The sequence below is a fragment of the Polynucleobacter sp. AP-Sanab-80-C2 genome, from assembly GCF_035012965.1.
Lineage (GTDB): Bacteria > Pseudomonadota > Gammaproteobacteria > Burkholderiales > Burkholderiaceae > Polynucleobacter.
This window is the reverse complement of sequence record NZ_JAYGQS010000003.1, coordinates 89,491-112,061: the sequence shown is the minus strand read 5'-3', so window position 1 is coordinate 112,061 and position 22,571 is coordinate 89,491. Positions and strand designations below refer to the sequence as shown.

Here is a 22,571-nt window from a genome sequence, read left to right as displayed (position 1 = left end):
GATTGTTAGCAATGCTTGAAAATTCTTATACTCAAAAACGTACTCAGCTTCAGGAGTATTTCGACCGCACTGCGGTAGATGCTTGGGCAAAGCTAACGTCGACAGCCAAAGTCAGCGGTATACGCGCTAAGGTACGAGCTGGTCGTGAAGAGATGCGTCATGTCTTGCTAAGCTATTTACCGGCTGATTTGTCTGGACAGCGTGTTTTGGATGCTGGCTGCGGTACTGGAGTCTTAGCAGCTGATTTAGCAAAGCGGGGTGCGCATGTAGTCGCTATTGATTTATCGCCTACCTTAGTTGATTTAGCGCGCGAGAGAATTGGTCGTGATGTTGGCTCTGGATCTATTGAGTTCCGTTCTGGAGATATGTTAGATCCCGCCTTGGGTGAGTTTGATCATGTGGTTTGTATGGATTCCATGATTCACTATCACCACTTGGATATTGCTGATGCGATGGCGAAGCTTGCCAATCGTACGCGTGCCAATATTGCTTTTACATTTGCCCCCAATAATGCTGCTCTGAGTACCTTGTTAACGATTGGTAGTGTATTTCCGAGAAGTGATCGATCACCGTTTATTCAGCCCATTTCGATTGACTCTCTCACCAGAACCTTCAGTCAGCATGATGGTTTAGCAGATTGGGCGCCAGTCAGTACGCAAAAAGTGCAACGCGCTTTTTATTTTTCACAGGCGATGCGCTTAAGCAAAAAGCTAACTGATCAGAATAAAGCGCGATAACAATGAAAATGTTTACTCTGACCTGGCGTGGCAAAGAGTTATTTGAAACTTGGAAGAGAGTGAGTCCAAAGTTCTTACCTTTTGCTGATATCGCCACCAAAGAGTTACCAATCAGCCGTCTCTTGAGGCTGGCTCTGTTTCAGGTTTCTGTAGGCATGGCAATGGTCATGTTGATTGGCACTCTGAATCGAGTCATGATCATTGAGTTGAAAGTGAGTGCGGCTTTAGTTTCGATTATGGTTGCCTTGCCTCTGCTATTTGCTCCATTCAGAGCACTGGTTGGCTTTAAGAGTGACAGCCATAAGTCTTTTCTGGGTTGGCGCAGAGTGCCTTATATTTGGATTGGTTCCTGGTTGCAATTTGGCGGCTTTGCAATCATGCCTTTCGCACTCATTCTCTTGTCTGGCGATACCACTTGGCCCGCTTGGTTTGCGCAAGGCGCTACCGGGCTTGCTTTTCTATTGGTAGGCGCTGGTATGCAGACCACTCAAACCGCTGGTCTCGCTTTAGCATCTGATCTAGCTGAGCCTCAAGCTAGACCTAGAGTGGTCGCGCTAATGTATATGATGCTGTTGGTTGGTATGGCAGTCAGTAGTGCCATCTTTGGCTATTTGCTGATTGATATCACCCCGATTCTGTTGATTCGGGTGGTACAGGGTGTTGCAGCAACTACCTTGGTGCTCAACTTGATCGCAGCCTGGAAGCAAGAGCCTCGTCAGCCCCATTTAACAGCGCACTCTATCGTAGCTCCAAGCTTTAAAGAAACTTGGGCCACTTTTTCACAGCAGGGCAAAGTGATGCGTTTCTTGGTAGCTTTAGGTTTAGGTACAGCCGCATTTAGTATGCAAGACATTATTTTAGAACCCTATGGTGCTGAAGTATTAGGTTTATCGGTTAGTGCTACCACTGTATTAACCAGTCTGACTTCTTTAGGCGCTCTCGTTGCTTTTGGTGTGGCTGCCCGTTATCTAAATCGCTCAATTGATCCCTATCGCCTGGCTTCCATTGGCGCTTTGTTTGGTATTGCGGCATTTAGTTGCGTCATTTTTTCCGAACCATTGCTTTCGCCCACCTTATTTCGTTGCGGCGCATTTTTAATTGGCTTTGGTGGGGGATTATTTTCTGTGAGCACTTTGACTGCCGCCATGAGTTTCGAATCAGGCGGGATGAATGGTTTGGTTTTAGGTGCTTGGGGCGCGGTACACGCTAGCGCATCTGGTATTGCTATTGCAGCTGGCGGCGTCATACGGGATGTGATTTCTAGCCTGGCGACAAATGGCTTCCTAGGTGAGGGTTTGATTTCTACCGCTACAGGCTATAGTTTTGTATATCACATTGAGTTTTATTTGTTGTTTGCTACATTGATTGCAATTGGACCTTTAGTCATTATGAATAAGGAACCTGTGATGAATGTTTCTCAGAAGTTCGGTTTAGATGAATTACCAAGTTAAATAGTGGCACAGTATGTTTTTTCACAATAAGCATTATTGTTAAAAGGGAGAGCAAGATGGCAACCGGAGCAATTACAGAATATGTAGATGTTGCACAATTGGTTCTATATGCATTTTGGGTATTTTTTGCAGGCCTCGTTTATTACCTGACTATAGAAAGTAAGCGTGAAGGTTTTCCGCTAGAGTATGACGTTCGTGGCGAGACCCGACGAGCGGCTGGAATAGCTGGTATGCCGGCACCGAAGACTTTTCATACGGAGTACTGGGGCGATGTCACTGTTCCCAAAGATGAGCCTCTGGAAAAAGTAGCCGCTAGACCTTCAAGCTATTTAAATGGTGCGCCTTTAGTGCCAACTGGTAACCCGATGTTAGACGGTGTAGGGCCGGGCGCCTTTACGAAGCGTGCGGATATTCCTGACATGACATCAGAAGGTCAAAAACGTATTTTGCCAGGGCGCTTACTCGGTCAATTTAGCGTAGCCAAGCAGGATAGAAATCCGATTGGTATGCAAGTTAAGGGTGATGATGGTGTGGTAGCTGGCACCGTGAAAGAGCTCTGGATTGATCAGGCTGAAGTCGTGATTCGCTATTTTGAAATTGAAACTTTGCCAGAGTTTGGTGGCAGACGAGTATTACTACCAATGAATTTTTCTCGTATTGGTAAAGACGCTATCAAGGTGGAATCGATCTTGGGCAATCAGTTTGCTTTAGTACCAGGCTTAAAGAGTCAAGATCAGATTACGCTCTTAGAAGAAGAAAAGATCATGGCTTACTTTGGTGGCGGTACTCTGTATGCGACCCCAGAGCGCCAAGAACCCCTTATTTAAATCCCATTCAATTGAAAGTATTTTGTGAATCAAAAACCATATGAATCAGCAGAGCATGAGTTCGAGGCAGCCTTAGGGTTGCCCGAACCATTACCTGCTGGCGAAACGATTCTTTGGCAAGGCGCTCCTAGTTGGACTGCTATGGCTAAACATGTATTTCGTCTGCAATGGCTCGCAGTTTATTTTGCAGTCATCGTGGTTTTGCAGGTTTTCTCAGTAGCAGGTAGTGAAGGTGGTTTGTCAGAAGGTTGGAGTAGTGTTGCCCTTGCAGTATTTTTAGCGCTGATTGGTCTGCTGCTCATAGGTCTTTTGGCTTACTGGTCAGCAACTACCACGATGTATACCTTAACCAATCGTCGGATTGTGATGCGAGTGGGTATTGTGTTGACGGTGACCTTTAACCTCCCTTATAAAACGCTGAGAAGTGCTGATTTAAAGTTATATGCAGATGGTACTGGTGATATCCCAATGCAAATTGCTACCGAAGATAAGATTGCCTTCTTCCACCTATGGCCTCACGTGCGGCCTTGGCGTTTAGCAAAACCAGAACCGATGATGCGTTGTATTCCCGAGGCACAGCAGGTTGCAAAATTACTTACTGAAGCCTGGAAGGCATCGACTGGTCTTAGCAAGATAGAGCCTCAAGATATTGCAGTTGAACAAGCAAGAGCACAAACAGCATGAGTGTTACCCAAGGAAAAGATTTTTTATCACCCGTTGCGAAAATGCTGATCGCTGATGTGATCATCATTGTTTTATTGTTGGTATTTATTAATAGTCGCGACTTGAGTCAGGTGCGTGAACCTGATGCATCGCCTGTACAAGTTTTGCAACTGCGTTTTGAGGATCGTCCTGATGGCTCTATCGCTGTCATCGATTACAAAACTGGTAAGCAAATTGAGGCTGTGCAAGGTGAAGCCGGTTTTGTCAGAGGCACATTGCGTGGTCTTGCACAAGAAAGAAAACGCAGAGGCTTGGATAGTGGACCTCCATTTGAATTAATTTATCGCGCAGATGGTCGCTTAACTCTAGCCGATACCGCAACTGGTCGTATGGTAGACCTAGAGTCTTTTGGCCCTACCAATGCTGGAACATTTTTTAGGTTATTTAATGCATCAAATGTAGTAGCAGTAAGTAAGTCATAAATATTTATTGGAGTTGGAAATGAATTTAGATAGCGCAGAAAGCATGTTGCAAAGTCAGATCCCTGCAAAGGGATCAATCAATGACTCCACCAAGATGGCATTAGAAGATGCGGTATTAAGCCCGCGCTTTTATACGACCGACTTTAAAGAGATGGATCGCATTAGTATTGATTCCTTGCGCCCAGAGTGGGATGCATTGATGGCAGAGTATGAGGGCGACAATAATGCGGATCACTTCCAGCGTCCTGCAGATATGGATAAGAATTATTCCAATCTGCATCCCGCCTTATATGATGAGTTTGTTGATTTCTTAATCAGCTCGATTACCTCTGAGTTCTCTGGATGTATTTTGTACGCTGAGATCAAGCGTAAGGTCAGCAATCCAGATATGCGTAACTTGTTCGGCTATATGGCCAGGGATGAAAGCCGCCACGCTGGTTTTATTAATCAGTGGCTGAAGGACTTTAATATTGGTATTGACTTAGGCTTTTTGGCAAAAGCTAAGAAATATACTTACTTCAAGCCGAAGTTTATTTTCTACGCGACCTATCTCTCAGAAAAGATTGGTTATGCCCGTTACATCACGATCTTTAGGGAAATTGAGAGTCGCCCTGAGGTTCGTTTTCATCCGATCTTTTTATGGTTTGAACGTTGGTGTAATGACGAGTTCCGTCACGGTGAATCCTTTGCGTTGATCATGCGTGCTAATCCTAAGTTGCTGCAAGGTGTAAATAAATTATGGATTCGCTTTTTCATCTTGGCAGTCTATGCAACGATGTATGTGCGCGACCATACCCGCATTGAGCTATACAAGGCGATGAAAATTTCTCCAACGGATTACGACAAGAAAGTACTTTTCATCACAAACGAAATTATTAAGCAGGTCTTCCCAATTTCTGTGAATTTAGATGATCCGCGTTTCTATCACTATCTTGAGGAGATGCGAGCCTTGTTTGAGAAGATGGACGCATACAAGAAAGAGGGTGGCTTCATGAATAAGGTGAAGACAGCCATTCTGGGTGCTCGCGCTGGTTTAGTGTTTGCGAAGCTTTACTTCATTCCAGTCCAAGATAACACCTTACCTGCCAACGTTCGGATGGTCCCTACCTGGTAATTTTATGAGCATCGTTTGGCCTATCCTCTACTCGATTTTTATATGGTGGTTTAGCACCGGGATCATTCTGCTCTTAAATCAGCGCCATCCCTCCACCTATAGAAATGCTTTTTGGGTAAGCGGTATGGTGCTAGCTATGGCATTGGTAGGGCTGAAAACAAGTGCCAACTTAGGTACGGTAGCGGGGGCTTATTGTGGTTTTACCTGCGCAATTTTAGTTTGGGGTTGGCAAGAAATCGGTTTCTTATTCGGTTATGTCACTGGCCCTCGTAGAGAGCCTTGTCCTGAAGATTGTCGTGGCTTAAAAAAGATGCACTATGCCTTTCAGACTATTCAGCACCATGAAATTGCTTTGGTAGTTCTAGCAGTTTTAGTAACCATCATGACTTGGGGTGGCGCCAACCAGACAGGCTTTTGGACCTTCATGATTCTTTGGCTCATGAGACAGAGTGCGAAGCTCAATATCTTCTTGGGTGTACTGAACCTGAACGAACGGTTTTTACCGAATCACCTGAAATACATCTTTACTTACTTCACCTGCAAGCCGATGAATCCCTTGTTGCCACTCTCAGTAATTGGTGGTGTGCTGTGCGCTATTCCACTCTGGGAGGTTGCAATTCATCCCAGCAGTACTGATTTTGAAGTAGCTTCCATGTCTCTCACCGGCGCGATTTTATCTTTGGCTGTGTTGGAGCATATTTTGATGGTTGTTCCTTTTTCTAGTGAAGGCTTGTGGAAATGGGGAATGCGATCATAAATACTCTTCCGGTGCAGAGGTATCCTGCGCCCTCGGCCATTCTCGAATTACTGAAGCCGATTACTTGGTTTCCGCCAATGTGGGCTTTTGCCTGCGGGGTGATAGCGACTGGTGTTTCTTTTCAGGGTCGCTGGCATTTATTAATCGCTGGCGTGATCTTGGCAGGCCCTATGGTATGTGCGGCTAGTCAAGCAGTGAATGATTGGTTTGACCGTGAGGTAGATGCCATCAATGAGCCTCAGCGTCCCATTCCTTCAGGTCGCATGCCCGGAACCTGGGGGCTTTATGTCGCTTTCATTTGGACATTGCTATCACTGGCATTGGGCTGGTTTATTAGTCCTTGGGCATTTGTTGCGACACTGCTTGGTCTTTTATTAGCGTGGCTCTACAGCATGCCGCCATTACGTTTTAAACAAAACGGTTGGTTGGGTAATGCCGCTTGCGGAATATCTTATGAAGGCTTAGCTTGGTTTACTGGTTCGGCTGTCATGATGGGTGATGTATTTCCATCGACCCCTTCGATTTTGCTTGCCATTCTATATAGCATTGGCGCTCATGGCATCATGACTTTGAATGATTTCAAGGCAGTAGAGGGCGATCGTCGAATGGGCGTTCTATCTCTGCCAGTACAACTAGGTATCGCAGGCGCCGCTGAAAATGCCTGTTTGATGATGCTGGTTCCACAGTTCGGCGTGCTTGGGCTACTTTTGATTTGGGGTGCCTTTTGGCAAGCATTCGTGATCTTGCTGCTCATCGCCGGTCAAATCAAGATGATGCATTATTTCTTGCAGGATCCAGTTAAGCGCGCATTATTTTTGAGTGGTTTTGGGGTGCCATTATTTGTTGCAGGAATGATGGTCAGTGCATTTGCAGTAGCAGGGCGATTCGCTATCAGTTAATTCATTGAACCTATGAGCACCGCAAATATTTCTTATCTCAGTTGGCTGCAAATTGCTAGGCTAGGATTGGTGCAAGCTTCTTTAGGCTCCATCGTGGTCTTAACCACCTCTCTCTTAAACCGAGTGATGGTAATTGAACTAGCACTTCCAGCTATTTTGCCTGGAGCACTAGTTGCTCTGCATTACTTGGTCCAATTGGTTCGTCCCCGCATGGGTTTTGGCTCAGATCAGACTCGAAGTGCTTCACCTTGGATACGAGGTGGCATATTGGTTTTAGCAAGTGGCGGCATATTGGCTGCAACTTCAATCATTCTCTTGGAGCAATCTATTATTTTGGGTATTGCACTAGCGATCGTTGCCTTTGCCATGATTGGTATTGGAGTGAGTGCTAGTGGTACTGCCTTATTGGTTTTACTTGCTAAACGCGTTGACCCCAAACGCAAAGCAGCTGCAGCAACCTGTGTTTGGCTCATGATGATTTTTGGCTTTGCAATGACTGCCAGCATCAGCGGAAAATTTTTGACGCCATTTTCTTTTGAGCGTTTATTGATGATCTCTTCTACCGTTTCTGTAATAGCAGTTATCGTTACCTTTTTGGCTATTTGGGGTATGGAGACACCAGCAGAGTCAGTTGAAAAACAAGCGATCAATCTAGCCCACGAGGATTTACAAAAACAGAATACCAAGGTTAATTTCCGTGAGGCACTTGCTGAAGTTTGGCAAGAGGGAACCGTACGCTCATTTACCTGGTTTGTCTTCATTTCCATGTTGGCCTATAGCTCACAAGATTTGATCTTAGAGCCATTTGCTGCAGTCGCGTTTGGCTACACCCCTGCTGAAACCACGGCTTTATCAGGTCTTCAAAATGGTGGTGTCTTGGTAGGGATGCTCGCGTTAGCGTTTATTACCAGCAGAGCAAAGTCCAAGAATTTAACTTCTCTGCGCAATTGGACTATTGGTGGGTGTCTTGCTTCAGCGATTGCCATGATGGGCTTGGTCTTATCTGGACCGGTTGCCAGCAGTCTCTTTTTCAAGACCGCTGTCTTTTTCTTAGGCATCTTTAATGGCGCTTTTTCAATTGCAGCCATTGGCTCAATGATGCAATTTGCCAGCTTAGGCAGTGAAAAGCGTGAAGGGGTTCGCATGGGTATTTGGGGCGCTTCGCAGGCCCTTGCTTTTGGTTTAGGTGGCATCGTCGGGACTGGTCTGAGCGATATAGCTCGGATTGTTTTAGGAAACCCAGCGACTGCCTATGCATTTATCTTTTTATTAGAAGCTGTTTTATTTGTTGTGGCTGCGTACTTGTCATTTCAGACACGTCCGCACAAGCAAACAAACGAGTTGTCAAAGCATTTGGTAGGTGCGTAAGTTTTTCAAGATTAAATGATGTGCTCAATATATGGAGATCAGAATGGGTACTTTAGAAACTTTTGATGTCGTAGTAGTTGGTGGTGGCCCAACTGGAGCCACAGCGGCAAGTGATCTGGCTAAGAAAGGTCGCAAAGTGCTCCTCTTGGATCGCATGGGCCGAATCAAGCCTTGCGGCGGCGCCATACCTCCACGCCTAATTAAGGATTTTGAAATCCCTGATGAGCTCCTTGTAGCCAAGGCCAATTGCGCCAGAATGATTGCGCCGTCAGATAAGGCAGTAGATATGCATATTGAGGGCGGCTTTGTCGGGATGGTCGATCGCGATAAGTTTGATGAATTTTTGCGCGTGCGTGCCGCCAATGATGGTGCCGAGAGAAGAACGGGCATTTTTGAGAAAATCACTCGAGATCAAGATGGAGTCTCAGTCATTCACTATGTTGTGCGCGGCAAGCATGGTGCGCCTGATGAAACCATAGCTGTTCGTGCTAAGGCAGTGATTGGTGCAGATGGAGCTAAATCTGGAGTTGGACGCCAAGCGATTCCAGGCGCTAAGGATGTGGAATATGTCTTTGCCTATCATGAGATAGTGAAGGTTCCTGATAATCCACCAGCTGACTTTGATGGTTCTCGCTGCGATGTTTTTTATCAAGGCGCTTTATCCCCAGACTTTTATGGCTGGATCTTTCCTCATGGCAAAACCATGAGTATTGGAACTGGAACTGCTGATAAAGGCTTCTCTTTGAGAAGTGCAGTAGGTGCACTCAAGAAACAAACTGGTCTTGAGGATGCTGAAATGCTCAGGCATGAAGGCGCACCGCTACCAATGAAGCCATTAAAAAAATGGGATAACGGCAGAGATGTTGTCTTGGCAGGAGATGCTGCTGGCGTGGTTGCGCCAGCCTCAGGCGAAGGCATCTATTACGGAATGTATGGCGGCAGAGTCGCTGCTGAGGCTGTTGAAGAGCTACTGGTAACTGGCAATGGCAAGGTGTTAGCAAAAGCTCGCAAGCGTTTCATGAAAGAACACGGTACTGTATTTTTGGTACTCGGAATCATGCAGCGTTTTTGGTACAACAACGATAAGCGTCGCGAGCGCTTTGTCAAGATGTGTGAAGATAAAGACGTTCAGCGCTTAACATTTGAATCGTATATGAATAAGAAACTTGTTCGCCGTGATCCTTTGGCGCACTTCAAGATTTTCTTAAAAGATACCGCCCATTTATTGGGTTTTGCAAAGGTTTAAAGAGTAGGGTGTTTGTTTGACAGCAGTTTTTAATCAGTTTTGACTACTGAAAGGAAGTGGCATCATGAAAGATAACAGCGCAGCAACCTTAAAAATGAAGTCCGGCAAAATGTATCTGATTGGGATTATTGCCTTTTCCGGTTTGATTACTGGAATTGTCTTTATTAAGTTCTTGTTCTCAGTTTAATTTTGTGGGGTCAGGCTCAGTTTTTCGAGACTGAAGCCATTGTCGTTCACCAGGCGGCTTAATAGCGCTTGGTAGCGATTGGAATCCACTGTTTTAGTGCGTGAGAGTATCCAGAGATATTCTCTTCTAGGATCGCTGACGGCGGCCAACTGGTACTCTGGGTCAATATCAATGACCCAGTAGTCACCCCAGACTAAAGGCAGGAATCCTAACCAAGCTGGTGCAAAACGGACCTCTAGTTTGGGTGAGGTGGAGTCACCAATTTGCCTTGCGGTGCCTAAGGCCTCACCTTTTTCATTATTTTCAAATGTGCAGCGATTCGTCACGCTCACATTGCCATCATCTTTGATCTTGTAGGTGGCATTGGTATCAGCAATACACTTTCTTTGAAACCAATTTGGAAACTTAGCAATCTCGTACCAAGTCCCTTGATAGCGGGCAACGTCTAGTGAAGGGATTGTTTTAACAGGAGCATTTGGCTTTGGTTCAGCTTGGGCTATCACCTCAGTTTGTGCGCACAAGAAAAAAAGTAAGCCAAAAATATAGTGATGTTTTCTCATGATATTTGCCTCAGTTTTTTTCAGTTGAGTTGAATGCTGCAAGTAGTGATTTGTTCATTACCACTTTTGAGTTGAATTAATTCGTTACCCATCTTATTGATTTTAAGTTGCCCAATTTGTGGGTCAAAGCGCATTAATATTTGGTAGAAATCTTTCACCTCTAATAGGTCAATCCTAATCTCTTTGCCTTCATAGAGCAAGCTTGCAACTAGCGAGTCTTTATGAATGACTATCTGCATAGGACTACCATTGAGAACGCATGCCAGTGTCTTTGCTTGACGATCAATCGCGTCTATTTTGGGTGCATGAGAGTCGCAACCCCATAAAGCCAAAGCCAATAATAGAGACGCTAAAGCGTTCTTTAGACTCATCGGGGCAGACGCCAAAACTAGCGCTTAAGAGAGTTGAGCGAGAGGAGAAACTCCAATCAAGTATTGGTGCAATCCGAATATGAAAACCACCCAGAGAATCACACCAGAGGCGATAGTAATCACAGTAGCCTTAGTGCTGATTTGAGCTTGCTCAGGAATATGAACTGGTCGTTTTCTGGCAGAACGAAAATCCAAAACAGCCCAGATGAGAAAGCTGCCAAATAGGATGAGATCTACTAGGGTACCGTTAGATAGTAAATGCGCTAGGGCCCATACTTTGACGCCGAGAATCATTGGATGTTTTAGCTTGAGGCGGATCGCATTATTCGAAGGCGAGCTTCCGGCTAAGAAGATAAAGGCGATGAGGTTTAATGCCAAGGCTATATAAATGAGAAATGCATTAGGCTGCCATAAAACCAAGGTATCTTGTCTTGCTTGCCCATAGCCAACTACCATGATGATGAATCCAATTAAGGAAATGATGGTGTAGAGGCCTTTCCATTTCACTTCCCCAATTTGATCAATGATTTGGTTGCGCCATGACTCAGCAAAGATGCGACAAGAGTGACTGGCGAGAAAAATAAAGAGACCGAATAGAAATAAAGCCATGGAATACTCCAAAGGGAAAATAGGTTTTAAGGTTTGTGAATTTCTGATTCGCTGGGCTGAATGCCATAGGGTTCTACTAGAGGCCAGATGTGCTTAGGAATCATCGAGACCATTTTTGCAGGCTGCTCTCTTCTTAGATGAATCACGGTTTCAATGGCTTTCATTTCTAGGCGAGTGCGAGCAAATTCAAGGCCACGAGGTCCAACCTTAGGCATTAACCAACCCACAATCGGTCTTAACCAGTTCGGCATTTTTCTTAAAGGAAGGCCACCAGCAGCGCGTTCAACATTTTTCATAAAGCCCACCACGGCTGAGTGACGTTTGCCAGCACTTCCTGGTACAGAGGTGTGCACTTCATCACCCAAGAGCGCTAGTAATTCTTCGCCACGTTGATTGCGAACGATCAGCCATTGCTCACCCTGACCGCCCATATAGCCAACTGTGATGTCAGACAGCACATTGGTGTAATCAACACAGGTGCGGCAAGTTAAGGGAAAAAAGTCATTTGGCAAAGTAGAGAGCGGCAATTGTAGAAACGGAATCTCTTTCTTTTTGCCATTTTTAAAGCGCACTTCAACGTGATAATCTGCTCTAAATTCAAGATAGTTAATCTCATCTGGTTCTGAACTAACTAAGGACAGAAAGTGATGAAAGTTCTCAGTGGTGGTGTTGTCAGAACACGGCGTTCCAATCACGTAAAGTTTTTCGAGGCCCAATTCTTTTTCTAGAGCCCTTAAAGCGTATACCTGACAAGGGATGCCAATCACAGCCATCTTTTTATAGCCTTTAGCAATCGCCGGCTCTAGAAGAGAGAGAAGTGGCGCATAGCCCATTCTCATGCCACGACACTTGGCCATATCTGATGCTTTATCAATAATGATCGGCAATGGTTTCCAGCGATCCTGGGGATCCTCGGTCATCGTCAGAATGGCATCGACTGCGCCTGTTTCAAGTAGGCGCTCTCCGATCCGCGTGGTAATTCCAGTCCATTGCGCGCCTGCACTAGGATGATTGAGTGCAGCCCTCAGCATTTTGATGAAGGGACCAAAATGCAGTTCATCAGGACGACCCAAATCTCTTGTCCTGCCATGAACCTGAGTTTCTAATTCTGGGTAATTGGGCTTGATAAATTGACAAGCCTCGCCGCAACGTTTTGGATTATCAGTGCGAGAAATACCACAGTCAGTGCAGAGGCTCCGATAAGGTGCATTAGAAGGGTTCACACAGTCCTTTGGTCACTATCATTTTAGGGTAATGGGGCAAAAAGCAAGGTAAAGATAATGCATTTATTATGACCTGAATAAGAAATACTTGCAGACCAATTTTATGAATATGGAGAGTCATCATGCTACCGAATATCCCCCTCAAAAGACTTGATGGAAGTGTAGAAAATTTACAGGATTATGCTGGTAAGGTGCTCTTGATCGTGAATGTCGCCAGTAACTGCGGCTTTACTTCTCAATACCGTGATTTACAAAATCTTTACACTGCAAATCAAGCCAAAGGCCTGGAGATATTAGGCTTCCCATGTAATCAATTCGGCGCTCAAGAGCCGGGCTCTGCAGAGCAGATTCAAAGCTTTTGCAGCACTAACTATGGTGTGACTTTTCCGATGTTTGAGAAAATTGATGTGAATGGGGATAACACTCATCCCTTGTATGCTTATTTAAAGGATCGGGCTCCTGGCATATTGGGAACCACTGGTATTAAGTGGAACTTCACTAAGTTTCTCGTGAGCAAAGATGGTCAATCCATCACACGACTTGCATCGGCCGATGGCGCTAGCAAGATGGAAGAAGCGCTTCAAAAACTACTCTAAATGAGATGCTTCCTAGAGAAGTAGTTACTTCTTTTTCTTCTTATCGGAGTCTAACCATTCGTTGATATCTGGGAAGGCATCTTGAACTTCACCCATAAACTCACGAACCATGTAATACAGGCCAGCAATTAAGAGACAAAAAACAAAGATCGATAGAAGGAGTAGGGTAGTGTTACTCATTTTTTACGATTCAATAATGCAGATAATTTGAAATAAATCCCAAAGCAAAATATTGAGGGCACCCAAAGCGCTGTAAAGATCGACTGCTCACGATCTTGGACTACAAACCATAAATAGGCTGAGGTAAAGAATGAAATCACCACCGCCATGAGAATGAAGTAATCTGATTTTTTAAACATATTCACTCCTTCACTTCGTTATTAAAATAATCCCCAATTCCGTAGCCAATTGCGCTCAGAAGGCATCCAATGATAGCGCAGCCACCCAATACACGAATGCCTGAAGAAAGACCAAAAGAAAACATATCGGCAGAAATGAAGTCCCACAGACTCAAGCTAATCAAGATAAAGCTAACCGAGCTAATGAAGAAGCCCGAAAGGATGAAGGTCTTTTCAGCTAATTGCGGTAAGTTGGTCATTGGGTTGATGACGACTAGTAGCTTAGGAGCCTAGCAGGCAGATTCAATTAAGCAACCGACTCTACTGGCTTAGCTGGCCATATGAAATTGGTCATTGCTGCGATAGTGATGAGCAGCAAGATGATTTCTATTAGATAGACACCGCAGTAACCGGTAGCTGGGCTATTGAGCTCTTCGCCAAAATAATTTCTGGAAGCCATGCCAGCCAAAATATCCCGAAAAATGCCTCCAAAGCCAACTGCAATCCCTGCAGCAGTTGCTTGCACTGCTCCCCATGCACCCAATGCCAAGCCACTTTGATTTTCTGGAGCATATCTCATGGTGGCAGTTAAGGTGCCATGGCTAAATAGCCCGTTACCAAAGCCAATTAATACCACCCCGAGAATAAAAATGAGAGTGCTATTAAATGGCGCAGCGATGATGACCAACATGAATGCAGGAATACCAATTTTGGCGCCATTACTAGCCATCTTAAAAGGATCGTAACCAGCACTTAATACCTTGGAGGCAATGCTAAAGCCAAACAAACAGCCAACGGCCAAAGTAGCAGTTAACACAGTGGTAGCACTCACACTCATGTTTAATAATTCACCGCCATAAGGCTCTAGCAAAACATCATTCATGCTAAATGCCATGGTGCCAAAACCTACTGCAATTAAGCGACGAATTGCTTGACCACCCTCCTTGAAGGTTTCCCAGGACTCTTTAAAGTTTTGTTCTCTAGCGACTTGCGCTCTAGCACGCGCTTCTTCGCGGCTTTCTTGTTTCCAAAGTGCAATGGCATTCAACAAAATCGTGACGACAGCACTTCCTTGAATGACTTGGATTAAGCGTCCAGGGCTGTACTCTTCTAATAACTGACCAAAAATCAAAGCGCTGCCAATCATGCCAATGAGTAACATCACAAACATCAGGCCAACAATATTAGGTTGCGCCTTAGGCGGTGCAAGATCACAAGCCAAGGCAAGACCAACAGTTTGAGTTGTGTGAATGCCGGCGCCAACAAATAAAAATGACAGTCCAGCAGCTGCTAATCCAATCCATGCTGGCGCTTCGCTCGCATTGCCTGCACCAGCTAACACTAGCAAAGCAAAAGGCATGATGGCTAGTCCGCCGAATTGCACCATGGTTCCCATCCAAATATAAGGAACCCGACGCCAACCGAGAGCAGATTTATGAGTGTCGGAGCGAAAACCAATCAGCGCTCTAATAGGAGCAAAAATAATGGGCAAGGAAACCATGATCGATACCAATGATGCTGGTACATGTAACTCCACAATCATTACTCGATTCAGTGTGCCCACTAAGAGCACTAAGGCCATGCCAACTGATACTTGGAAGAGGGATAGTCTGAGTAATCTACCTAGTGGTAGTTCAGCAGAAGCGGCGTCTGCGAAGGGCAAAAAACGGGGACCTAAATTAGCCCAGGTACTGATTAATTTTTGACTAAAGCGATTCATCTAAAACTGAGTTTAACTGACGAGTATGCAAAACAAAAAAATAAGACCCAGATCTAACGATCTAGGTCTTATGAGACAAAATAAAACTTATTTTTGTGCTGCTGGTGCCGCGGGCGCTCCAGAAGTAGCGCCAGCCTTCGCAGACTTACCACCCTCTAAAAAAGCCTTCACCCAAGTTGTGTTATTTAGTAATGCCAAATGAACTGAAAAGGAACCAACTGCTACTGCACCCAAAAACAATGGGATGCCAACTGTTGGTCTTACTACTGTCCACATTTTTCCGTAGATCATCTTAAGCTCCTTAAATTACTTCAACCAAGGTGAATAGATGTAAGCAAGTAAATGGGCAAGTGCTGCGATCATCCCAAAAAATTGCGTACCTTGAATGAGGTTGCGATGTAGCTCTTCCGCTTCCTCAACACTCAGACCTGTAAGAGTGTTATTTGTCATAGTGTTTTCCTCTCAAATCTAACTGCGTCGTGCAAACCCACACGAGGGTACTAATTAACCTTCTTTGCCACAAGGTGAATTTAGTCCTAATGTGTAAAAAAATCTAGACACTTTTGTAAGGAATTTCCCTTATAAGTCAACGTGTTGCACTGCAGAATACATGGCAAAACAGCTATTTTTGAGCTGTTTTAGGGCTTTTGGGGGATAAAATGGGCTCCGAACACGGTCTAATTGAGGTGTCATATGAGTCAATCTAGTGAGCGTTTTAGCACTATCAAAATCATTTTTGAGATCGCTTGTGCTGCAGGCGGGTTTGCCATGTCCCTCCTATTTGCCAAGCAGCTCGATTTAGGAGAAGTCCCTGGTGTTTTTATGGGCCTCATGGGGGCAATTTTCACCTTCATTCTTGCGCAGGGCCTCACAAGCTTCATTTTTCGTATACTGCGTTGAGATTAATGTGAGGTCCGGCCTCTTGTTTGATAAGGATAGGTTATGAATAAGCAATCTACATCGAGCCCAATTGATGCGAAGTTTAAAAGAACCATGCTTTGGCTTAAATTTGCCATCGTTGTCTTCCCCATCGCCTTGCTCGGGCAGATCTGGATTCTGTATCAGGAGTATTCATTTACCAATTTACTTTTTGTGCTGATCACGGCCTTGGCCTTGTATTCCACAGTGAATTCATACAAAAAATTCAAAACTTACGAGGCTGCTGCTAAGAGCCAGCAATAATGGGTTCATATGTGGGTTTTCCCTAGGTGGGAAACTGAAATAGGTGTCAATCTTGATTGACATCTTGTGAATCACGGGGAAGAATCATTTTCATGATTTTTCTACGCCCACTTCAAGCTATTTTTAGATAGCCTCTCGTATGCAATTACTCAATCTTGGTGTGAACCATCACACGGCTCCAATTGATATTCGAGAGAGTGTCGCTATTTCTCCAGAGGATTTGCAAGACTCGTTATTGGATCTTCGTGATTATTTGCGAGGCACCCATCGCGAGTTAATGCCTGAAGTCGCCATTTTATCGACCTGCAATCGCATGGAGATTTACTGTGCTGCTAATGATGTGACTCAACCGAGTCATCATTTAGAAGAGCGTGCTTTTGATTGGCTGACTGCACAAAAGCGTTTGCATAGTGATGCATTAAAGCCATATATTTATTCTGCAAAAGAGACTGATGCTGTAAAGCATGTATTTAGAGTGAGCTGCGGAATGGACTCAATGGTTTTGGGTGAGACTCAGATTCTGGGTCAAATGAAGAAAGCGGTTGAATTCGCTGATCAAGCAGGCACATTAGGGTCCTATTTAAAGCCATTATTTAATAAAACTTTTTCAGTTGCTAAGGCAGTACGCGCAACAACGGATATTGGTAAGCATTCAGTTTCCATTGCTAGCGCATCAGTTCGCTTAGCCGAAAGAATCTTTGGTGATTTAAATAACTCAAAAGTCTTATTTATTGGTGCAGGCGAAATGATTCAGTTATGCGCCTCACACTTTGCTGGTAAAAAACCAAAGCAGATTGCGATCACGAATCGTACCGTTGACCGTGGCGACGAAATGGCCAAAGTTTTTGCCGAGAAGGGTTTAAAAACCGACTCCTTTCCTTTGCAATCGCTACCAATCCGTTTGCATGAGTTTGATGTCGTTGTTTCATGCACGGCTAGTTCCTTGCCCATCATAGGTATGGGGCTTGTTAAAACAGCTTTGAAGACTAGAAATAGTAGGCCGATTGTATTAATCGACTTAGCTGTGCCACGTGATATAGAGCCAGAGATTCGCTCTCTCAAGGATGCCTACCTGTATTCGGTTGATGATTTGGGCAGCCTGGTTAATGAAGGTCGTAATATCCGCGAGCTCTCAATGGCTGATGCTGAAATTATTATTGACAATGGTGTGAGTGAATTTTTCCAGACGCTACAAAAAAGAACACTAGTACCAATCATTCAGTCCTTGCAAAATACTGCAGGCCGACTCAAAGAAATTGAATTGGAAAAAGCAGTGCGGCGTATTAAAAGGGGCGAAGATCCGGTTGAGGTTTTATCGATCATGGCAGATGCCCTAGCGAATAAATTTATGCATGCCCCTATCAATGCATTACAAAATTCACCCAATAATGAGATCGAAGATTTCAAGCGAATTCTCACTAGTATTTATCCTCCAAAATAATGACGGCGTTGAATATGCTCCAGGTCACCAAACTACTCCATACGATTAATTCTTCGCAGGACTTAAAGCAACTCGAACAGTCTGAGCTTCCACAATTGGCTGATGAATTGCGTGAATTTATCCTTCAATCTGTTGCTAGTACGGGTGGGCATCTATCTTCTAATCTTGGAACAGTAGAGTTAGCAGTCGCCTTGCACTACGTTTTCAATACGCCTGATGACAGAATCGTTTGGGACGTAGGCCATCAAAGCTATGCTCATAAAATTTTGACTGGGCGCAGAGAGGGAATGCCTCAGTTGCGTCAGTTTGGAGGCTTGTCTGGATTCCCTAAGCGTTCGGAAAGCGAATACGATGCTTTTGGCACAGCACATTCTTCCACCAGTATTTCAGCTGCTTTAGGAATGGCGGTCGCCAGTAAGGTGAAGGGCGAAAAGCGCAATGTGGTTGCTGTAATTGGAGATGGCTCTATGAGCGCGGGCATGGCCTACGAAGGCTTAAATAATGCCGGGGTTGATAAATCCATTCCTTTGATCGTGATTTTGAACGATAACGAAATGTCGATTTCGCCAGCCGTCGGAGCTCTCAATCGATATTTAGCAAAACTCATTAGCGGTTCAATTTATGGGGCCACTAAAAAAGGCTTAGATAAGGTGCTTTCCTATAGCCCTCCCTTGCGAGAGTTTGCAAAAAGACTGGAAGGTCATGCTAAGGGGATGATTGGTCCAGCTACCATTTTTGAAGAATTTGGTTTTGATTACTATGGCCCAATCGATGGTCATAACTTGGAAGATTTGATTGTCACATTGAGTAATTTAAAAAAGATTGCCCAAACTGATGGTCCACAATTTCTGCATATCGTTACCAAAAAAGGCAAAGGATACGAGAGGGCAGAGTTAAATCCGATTGCTTATCATGGGCCGGGAAAATTTAATCCTAGCGAAGGTCTAAAGCCTTCCGCGCCAGGTAAAAAAACCTATACCGAAGTGTTTGGTGAATGGCTTTGCGACATGGCAAAGCAAGATCAGCGTCTGATTGGTATTACGCCAGCGATGCGCGAGGGTTCTGGTCTAGTTCAGTTTGAAAAACAGTTTCCTGAGCGTTACTTTGACGTAGGCATTGCAGAACAACATGCGGTGACTTTTGCGGCAGGTATTGCTTGTGAAGGTCTCAAGCCAGTAGTCGCTATCTATTCCACCTTTTTACAAAGGGGCTACGATCAACTGATCCACGATGTGACCTTGCAAAATTTACCGATTGTCTTTGCCGTAGACCGAGCCGGCATGGTTGGTGCAGATGGTGCAACACATGCAGGTGCATTTGATGTGGCCTTTTTAAGATGCTTGCCGAATGTGGTGCTCATGACGCCATCTAATCAAGCAGATTGCAGAAATATGTTGACCACAGCTTTTAGCTTAAATGGTCCCTCAGTGGTGCGTTATCCACGGGGCTCTGGATTGGGTCCTGAAGCCTCTCAGAAACTTGAGGTTATTACTGTTGGCGAAGGATTGATCGTTCGCAAAATCAAAAATACTGTAGCCGTCTGTAAAAAGATTGCTTTCGTTTGTTTTGGTCCTTTGCTTTACAGTGCGTTAGAGGCTGCAGAGGAGCTTGATGCTACGGTTGCCGATATGCGCTTTGTGAAACCTCTAGATGAAAAATTATTATTAGATCTGGCAAAAAATCATGATGCTTTGGTCTTTGTTGAAGATAGCGCTATCCAAGGAGGGGCTGGTAGCGCCTGTTTAGAAGCCTTATCAGCACACAAGATTCAAATACCGACTTTACAAATTGGACTACCCGATGAGTATGTCGAGCATGGTGATATTAATGTGCTGCTAGATTTTTATGGGCTATCCCCGAAAAAAATTCTGACTAAGGTGCGTGAGCATTTTCAAATCTAACGATCTATTTCATGTTTAAGAAAGAAAAAAAAGACACTCAAGGTTTATCAAAAGAACAAAAGTGGCAATACATTGGTAAACCTGTTGCCATCATCTTTGGCACTCTGAATCTGTTCATTCTGATTTTTTTCTTAATCAACTATTACGCTTAAATACTGAACCAAAGGCTGATTAACCCATGTTGAATAAGAAAATGGTCGTGCCATTTGTGTGGGGCCTATCCATAGCGATTTTGGGCGGCCTGGCAACGGATTTGGGGCCTTGGTATCACGCTTTAAAAGAGCCTTTTTGGAAACCCCCCGATTTTTTATTTGGTCCCATTTGGTCTACTATTTTTATTCTTTCAGGTATCGCTTGGGTAGGGGTAAAACACTTGACCTCGGATACTTTGATTCTCGGTCGCCTGAATATTTTCTTTTGGCTCAATGCACTTCTGAATTTACTGTGGAGCATTTTGTATTTTCGTTTTCAAAGACCTGATTGGTCGTTATATGAAGCCGTATTTTTATGGCTTTCAGTGTTAGCTATTTTTCTGACAATCAGAAAAATTTCTACTAAATATAGCTTATACATCTTGCCGTATTTGGTATGGGTCAGTATTGCGATTGTTTTAAATTGGGATACAGTTCGACTGAATGGCCCCTTCGCTTAAAAGTGCGACTGGGATGCAGGTAAAACAAATCAAGAGAAGTCCATGACTAAAGAACATCGAATCGTGATTGTGGGAGGCGGCGCTGGCGGTCTAGAGCTTGCAACCAAACTCGGCGATCGTTTTCGCTCCCGCAACAGTGGCTCTAAAAAAGTATCCGTTATTTTGGTGGATAAGAATCGTACCCATCTATGGAAGCCAAAACTGCATGAGGTTGCTGCAGGCTCTATGGATCTTGCCGATCAAGAGCTAGACTACATTGCGCAAGCACACTGGCATCATTTTAGTTTTCGCTTAGGTGAGTTAACCGGTATAGATAGAGTCAACCGACAAATTCAGGTGGCCCCTTTTTATGATGACGCGGGTGTATTGATTACGCCTGAGCAAACGATTCAATACGACACCCTAATTATTTCTATTGGTAGCTTAACGAATGATTTTGGTACCCCGGGCGTTGAACAATATGCTCAAAGGCTTGAGTCTCTTGTAGATGCAAAGCGCTTTCACTTACGTTTGATCAATGCTTGTCTTAGGGCTCAAGCTCAAACCAAGCCTTTGGAAGCCCATCAATTACAGGTTGTCATTATTGGGGCTGGTGCTACTGGAGTAGAGTTAGCCGCAGAATTGCATCGCACTACGCGTGCGATTATTTCATTTGGCATGGATCGCGTGGATCCTGAGAAAGATCTCAAAGTCATTTTGATTGAGGCTGCTCCTAAGATATTACCTGCACTCTCTGCAAGAATCTCCAGCGCGGCTGAAAAATTACTCACTGATCTTGGCGTTGAAGTCATGACTAATGCCAAGGTGAAAGAAATCCAGTCTGATCGAGTATGTTTATCTAGTGGCGTAGAAATTCCAGCTGAATTAATTGTGTGGGCGGCTGGGGTTAAGGCGCCAGACTTTTTGAATGGGATTGGCGGCTTAGAAAGTAATCGCGCTAATCAACTGTTGGTATTACCAACCTTACAAACTACCCTTGACCCTCATATTTTTGCAATGGGAGACTGTGCTGCATGCCCATGGCCAGAGGCGAATAATGGCAAGGGCGGCATTGTGCCTCCTAGAGCTCAGGCAGCCCATCAACAAGCCTCACATCTCTTTTCTCAGATCAATCAAATCATGGATGGCAAGCCGCTGCGACCTTATCAATATCGCGATTTTGGCTCGCTCGTATCCTTGGGTGAATACAGTAGTGTGGGCAGCATGATGGGAGGTTTGATTGGCGGCAGTCTGATGGTGGAAGGTTTATTTGCAAAGCTGATGTATATCAGTCTATACAAACTTCATCAACTGGCCCTCCATGGCTGGGTTAAGGTGGCTTTAGACACGATCAGCCGTTTAATCCACCGTAGAACGCATTCTATCGTCAAGCTTCACTGAGCCAAGCAGATATTTTCTTAAGCGAGTAATATTTATATAAATAACTAGCTTAAGAGCATCAAATGAGTCACTACCAACCCATTAATTTCTCTGACCGGGTAGCCCTTTTCTTTACAAAAAGTATGCGCTTTTTTGCAGATACTTTTTTCCAAAAAAGATATGGTCACCGCGCAGTCGTTCTTGAGACCGTTGCAGGCGTTCCTGGGATGGTTTCTGGGATGTGGACGCATCTGACCAGTTTGCGCAAGATGAAAACGGGATATGGTCCCAAGATTCGTACTTTGTTGGATGAAGCCGAAAATGAAAGAATGCACTTAATGACTTTCATTGAGATTGCTAAGCCCAACGCATTTGAGCGCTTTTTAGTCCTGACTGCGCAAGCAGTATTTTGGAATATGTTTTTTGTTATCTACGTTTTTTTTCCAAGAACAGCTCATCGCATTGTTGGATATTTTGAAGAAGAAGCGGTTTATTCCTATACAGAATATTTACGTGAAATTGATAATGGAAGCTTACCCAATATCCCTGCGCCAAAAATTGCCATTGACTATTGGAGCTTATCTGCAGACGCTACATTGCGTGATGTGGTGATTGCAGTCCGAGAGGATGAAGCAAAGCATCGCGACGTGAATCATGAGTTTGCTAGCGAATACGACCGTTAGGATTTAAGCCAACTCAGCCTTCATGATTGGGCTATCTCAATAGAGCGAATAAGCCGGTAATGGCAATCAGAATGTAAAGGAACAAGTAAATCTTGATATCCTTAAAAACAATTTCTCGCGCAATTTTTTTGTATTTCAAAAGGTAGAGATGATAGATGATGGGTGAGATCAATATCACACCAAACTCAAAGATTAGCTCTAGTTT

30 protein-coding genes are annotated in these 22,571 nt (G+C 44.4%); 20 read left to right on the top strand and 10 right to left on the bottom strand.

Features of this window, described 5'->3' with window-relative positions:
- The first annotated feature begins 11 nt into the window (after positions 1-11).
- The 11 genes from bchM (at position 12) to VC178_RS05940 (ending at position 9,731) form a co-directional block, all read left to right on the top strand.
- Positions 12-737, top strand: coding sequence for a magnesium protoporphyrin IX methyltransferase (bchM, locus tag VC178_RS05990; protein WP_323481896.1), 726 nt, complete (start codon positions 12-14; stop codon positions 735-737).
- A 2-nt stretch (positions 738-739) separates the two neighbouring features.
- Positions 740-2,188 (top strand): BCD family MFS transporter, encoded by a 1,449-nt coding sequence (locus tag VC178_RS05985; protein ID WP_323481895.1) that lies wholly within the window; start codon positions 740-742, stop codon positions 2,186-2,188.
- Between the two features lie 56 nt (positions 2,189-2,244).
- Positions 2,245-3,015: a photosynthetic reaction center subunit H gene (gene puhA / locus VC178_RS05980; protein ID WP_215295307.1), complete on the top strand. Its 771-nt coding sequence runs from the start codon at positions 2,245-2,247 to the stop codon at positions 3,013-3,015.
- A gap of 24 nt (positions 3,016-3,039) precedes the next feature.
- Complete coding sequence (gene puhB / locus VC178_RS05975) at positions 3,040-3,699, top strand: photosynthetic complex putative assembly protein PuhB (RefSeq protein WP_215295305.1); 660 nt, start codon at positions 3,040-3,042, stop codon at positions 3,697-3,699.
- A complete protein-coding gene (gene puhC, locus VC178_RS05970; RefSeq protein WP_216176888.1) occupies positions 3,696-4,160 on the top strand; it encodes a photosynthetic complex assembly protein PuhC in 465 nt (154 codons plus the stop codon). The genes puhB and puhC overlap by 4 nt, the downstream gene beginning before the upstream one ends.
- Positions 4,161-4,179: 19 nt before the next feature.
- Entirely contained in the window at positions 4,180-5,274 is a 1,095-nt protein-coding gene (gene acsF, locus VC178_RS05965; RefSeq protein ID WP_255534196.1) for a magnesium-protoporphyrin IX monomethyl ester (oxidative) cyclase, read from the top strand.
- A 4-nt stretch (positions 5,275-5,278) separates the two neighbouring features.
- Positions 5,279-6,031 carry a putative photosynthetic complex assembly protein PuhE gene (gene puhE / locus VC178_RS05960; protein WP_215295302.1) on the top strand — a complete coding sequence of 251 codons (753 nt, stop codon included), beginning with the start codon at positions 5,279-5,281 and terminating at the stop codon, positions 6,029-6,031.
- An 11-nt stretch (positions 6,032-6,042) separates the two neighbouring features.
- Entirely contained in the window at positions 6,043-6,930 is an 888-nt protein-coding gene (chlG, locus tag VC178_RS05955) for a chlorophyll synthase ChlG (RefSeq protein WP_251372021.1), read from the top strand.
- A 12-nt stretch (positions 6,931-6,942) separates the two neighbouring features.
- Positions 6,943-8,298, top strand: a complete 1,356-nt coding sequence (locus tag VC178_RS05950) for a BCD family MFS transporter (protein ID WP_323481894.1) — start codon at positions 6,943-6,945, stop codon at positions 8,296-8,298.
- A gap of 43 nt (positions 8,299-8,341) precedes the next feature.
- Positions 8,342-9,544, top strand: coding sequence for a geranylgeranyl diphosphate reductase (locus VC178_RS05945; RefSeq protein WP_216176885.1), 1,203 nt, complete (start codon positions 8,342-8,344; stop codon positions 9,542-9,544).
- A 64-nt stretch (positions 9,545-9,608) separates the two neighbouring features.
- Positions 9,609-9,731: a hypothetical protein gene (locus tag VC178_RS05940; protein WP_255534195.1), complete on the top strand. Its 123-nt coding sequence runs from the start codon at positions 9,609-9,611 to the stop codon at positions 9,729-9,731.
- Here the strand turns inward: VC178_RS05940 and VC178_RS05935 are convergent.
- The 4 genes from VC178_RS05935 to VC178_RS05920 are packed head-to-tail and all read right to left on the bottom strand — an operon-like array spanning position 9,728 to position 12,494.
- Positions 9,728-10,291, bottom strand: a complete 564-nt coding sequence (locus VC178_RS05935) for a lipocalin family protein (protein WP_215318432.1) — start codon at positions 10,289-10,291, stop codon at positions 9,728-9,730. The genes VC178_RS05940 and VC178_RS05935 overlap by 4 nt on opposite strands.
- A 20-nt stretch (positions 10,292-10,311) precedes the next feature.
- Entirely contained in the window at positions 10,312-10,662 is a 351-nt protein-coding gene (locus VC178_RS05930; protein WP_323481893.1) for a hypothetical protein, read from the bottom strand.
- A gap of 24 nt (positions 10,663-10,686) precedes the next feature.
- Complete coding sequence (locus VC178_RS05925) at positions 10,687-11,271, bottom strand: NnrU family protein (protein WP_323481892.1); 585 nt, start codon at positions 11,269-11,271, stop codon at positions 10,687-10,689.
- A gap of 26 nt (positions 11,272-11,297) precedes the next feature.
- Complete coding sequence (locus tag VC178_RS05920) at positions 11,298-12,494, bottom strand: Coenzyme F420 hydrogenase/dehydrogenase, beta subunit C-terminal domain (protein WP_323481891.1); 1,197 nt, start codon at positions 12,492-12,494, stop codon at positions 11,298-11,300.
- A 119-nt stretch (positions 12,495-12,613) separates the two neighbouring features.
- Between VC178_RS05920 and VC178_RS05915 the strand changes: the two genes are divergently transcribed.
- A complete protein-coding gene (locus VC178_RS05915; RefSeq protein WP_416350543.1) occupies positions 12,614-13,090 on the top strand; it encodes a glutathione peroxidase in 477 nt (158 codons plus the stop codon).
- Between the two features lie 24 nt (positions 13,091-13,114).
- Here the strand turns inward: VC178_RS05915 and VC178_RS05910 are convergent, their stop codons facing one another.
- The 6 genes from VC178_RS05910 to pufB form a co-directional block, all read right to left on the bottom strand.
- Positions 13,115-13,270, bottom strand: coding sequence for a hypothetical protein (locus tag VC178_RS05910; protein WP_216176880.1), 156 nt, complete (start codon positions 13,268-13,270; stop codon positions 13,115-13,117).
- On the bottom strand, positions 13,267-13,449 hold the full coding sequence (locus VC178_RS05905; RefSeq protein WP_215295283.1) for a hypothetical protein: 183 nt from the start codon (positions 13,447-13,449) through the stop codon (positions 13,267-13,269). Before VC178_RS05905 ends, VC178_RS05910 begins: the two co-directional genes overlap by 4 nt.
- Before the next feature lie 2 nt (positions 13,450-13,451).
- The gene (locus VC178_RS05900; protein WP_215295281.1) at positions 13,452-13,688 is read right to left on the bottom strand and encodes a hypothetical protein; all 237 of its coding nucleotides are present in this window, start codon (positions 13,686-13,688) and stop codon (positions 13,452-13,454) included.
- Positions 13,689-13,735: 47 nt separating this feature from the next.
- Positions 13,736-15,148, bottom strand: a complete 1,413-nt coding sequence (locus tag VC178_RS05895) for a PucC family protein (RefSeq protein ID WP_215318423.1) — start codon at positions 15,146-15,148, stop codon at positions 13,736-13,738.
- 87 nt (positions 15,149-15,235) lie between these two features.
- Positions 15,236-15,439: a light-harvesting protein gene (locus VC178_RS05890; protein WP_216125127.1), complete on the bottom strand. Its 204-nt coding sequence runs from the start codon at positions 15,437-15,439 to the stop codon at positions 15,236-15,238.
- Between the two features lie 15 nt (positions 15,440-15,454).
- Positions 15,455-15,598, bottom strand: coding sequence for a light-harvesting antenna LH1, beta subunit (gene pufB, locus VC178_RS05885; RefSeq protein WP_112294365.1), 144 nt, complete (start codon positions 15,596-15,598; stop codon positions 15,455-15,457).
- Positions 15,599-15,841: 243 nt separating this feature from the next.
- On the opposite strand from pufB, the gene VC178_RS05880 reads away from it, so the two are divergent.
- The 8 genes from VC178_RS05880 (at position 15,842) to VC178_RS05845 (ending at position 22,366) form a co-directional block, all read left to right on the top strand.
- A complete protein-coding gene (locus tag VC178_RS05880; protein WP_323481889.1) occupies positions 15,842-16,048 on the top strand; it encodes a hypothetical protein in 207 nt (68 codons plus the stop codon).
- A gap of 42 nt (positions 16,049-16,090) precedes the next feature.
- The gene (locus VC178_RS05875; RefSeq protein ID WP_215295274.1) at positions 16,091-16,330 is read left to right on the top strand and encodes a hypothetical protein; all 240 of its coding nucleotides are present in this window, start codon (positions 16,091-16,093) and stop codon (positions 16,328-16,330) included.
- 139 nt (positions 16,331-16,469) lie between these two features.
- A complete protein-coding gene (gene hemA, locus VC178_RS05870) occupies positions 16,470-17,771 on the top strand; it encodes a glutamyl-tRNA reductase (RefSeq protein WP_323481888.1) in 1,302 nt (433 codons plus the stop codon).
- A gap of 14 nt (positions 17,772-17,785) precedes the next feature.
- Entirely contained in the window at positions 17,786-19,672 is a 1,887-nt protein-coding gene (gene dxs / locus VC178_RS05865; protein WP_323481887.1) for a 1-deoxy-D-xylulose-5-phosphate synthase, read from the top strand.
- Positions 19,673-19,683: 11 nt separating this feature from the next.
- Positions 19,684-19,824, top strand: coding sequence for a hypothetical protein (locus VC178_RS05860; RefSeq protein WP_215295268.1), 141 nt, complete (start codon positions 19,684-19,686; stop codon positions 19,822-19,824).
- 26 nt (positions 19,825-19,850) lie between these two features.
- Positions 19,851-20,324, top strand: coding sequence for a TspO/MBR family protein (locus VC178_RS05855; protein WP_215318414.1), 474 nt, complete (start codon positions 19,851-19,853; stop codon positions 20,322-20,324).
- A 42-nt stretch (positions 20,325-20,366) separates the two neighbouring features.
- Positions 20,367-21,704, top strand: coding sequence for an NAD(P)/FAD-dependent oxidoreductase (locus tag VC178_RS05850; RefSeq protein ID WP_215318412.1), 1,338 nt, complete (start codon positions 20,367-20,369; stop codon positions 21,702-21,704).
- 62 nt (positions 21,705-21,766) lie between these two features.
- Positions 21,767-22,366, top strand: coding sequence for an alternative oxidase (locus VC178_RS05845; protein WP_323481886.1), 600 nt, complete (start codon positions 21,767-21,769; stop codon positions 22,364-22,366).
- Positions 22,367-22,571 lie beyond the last annotated feature (205 nt).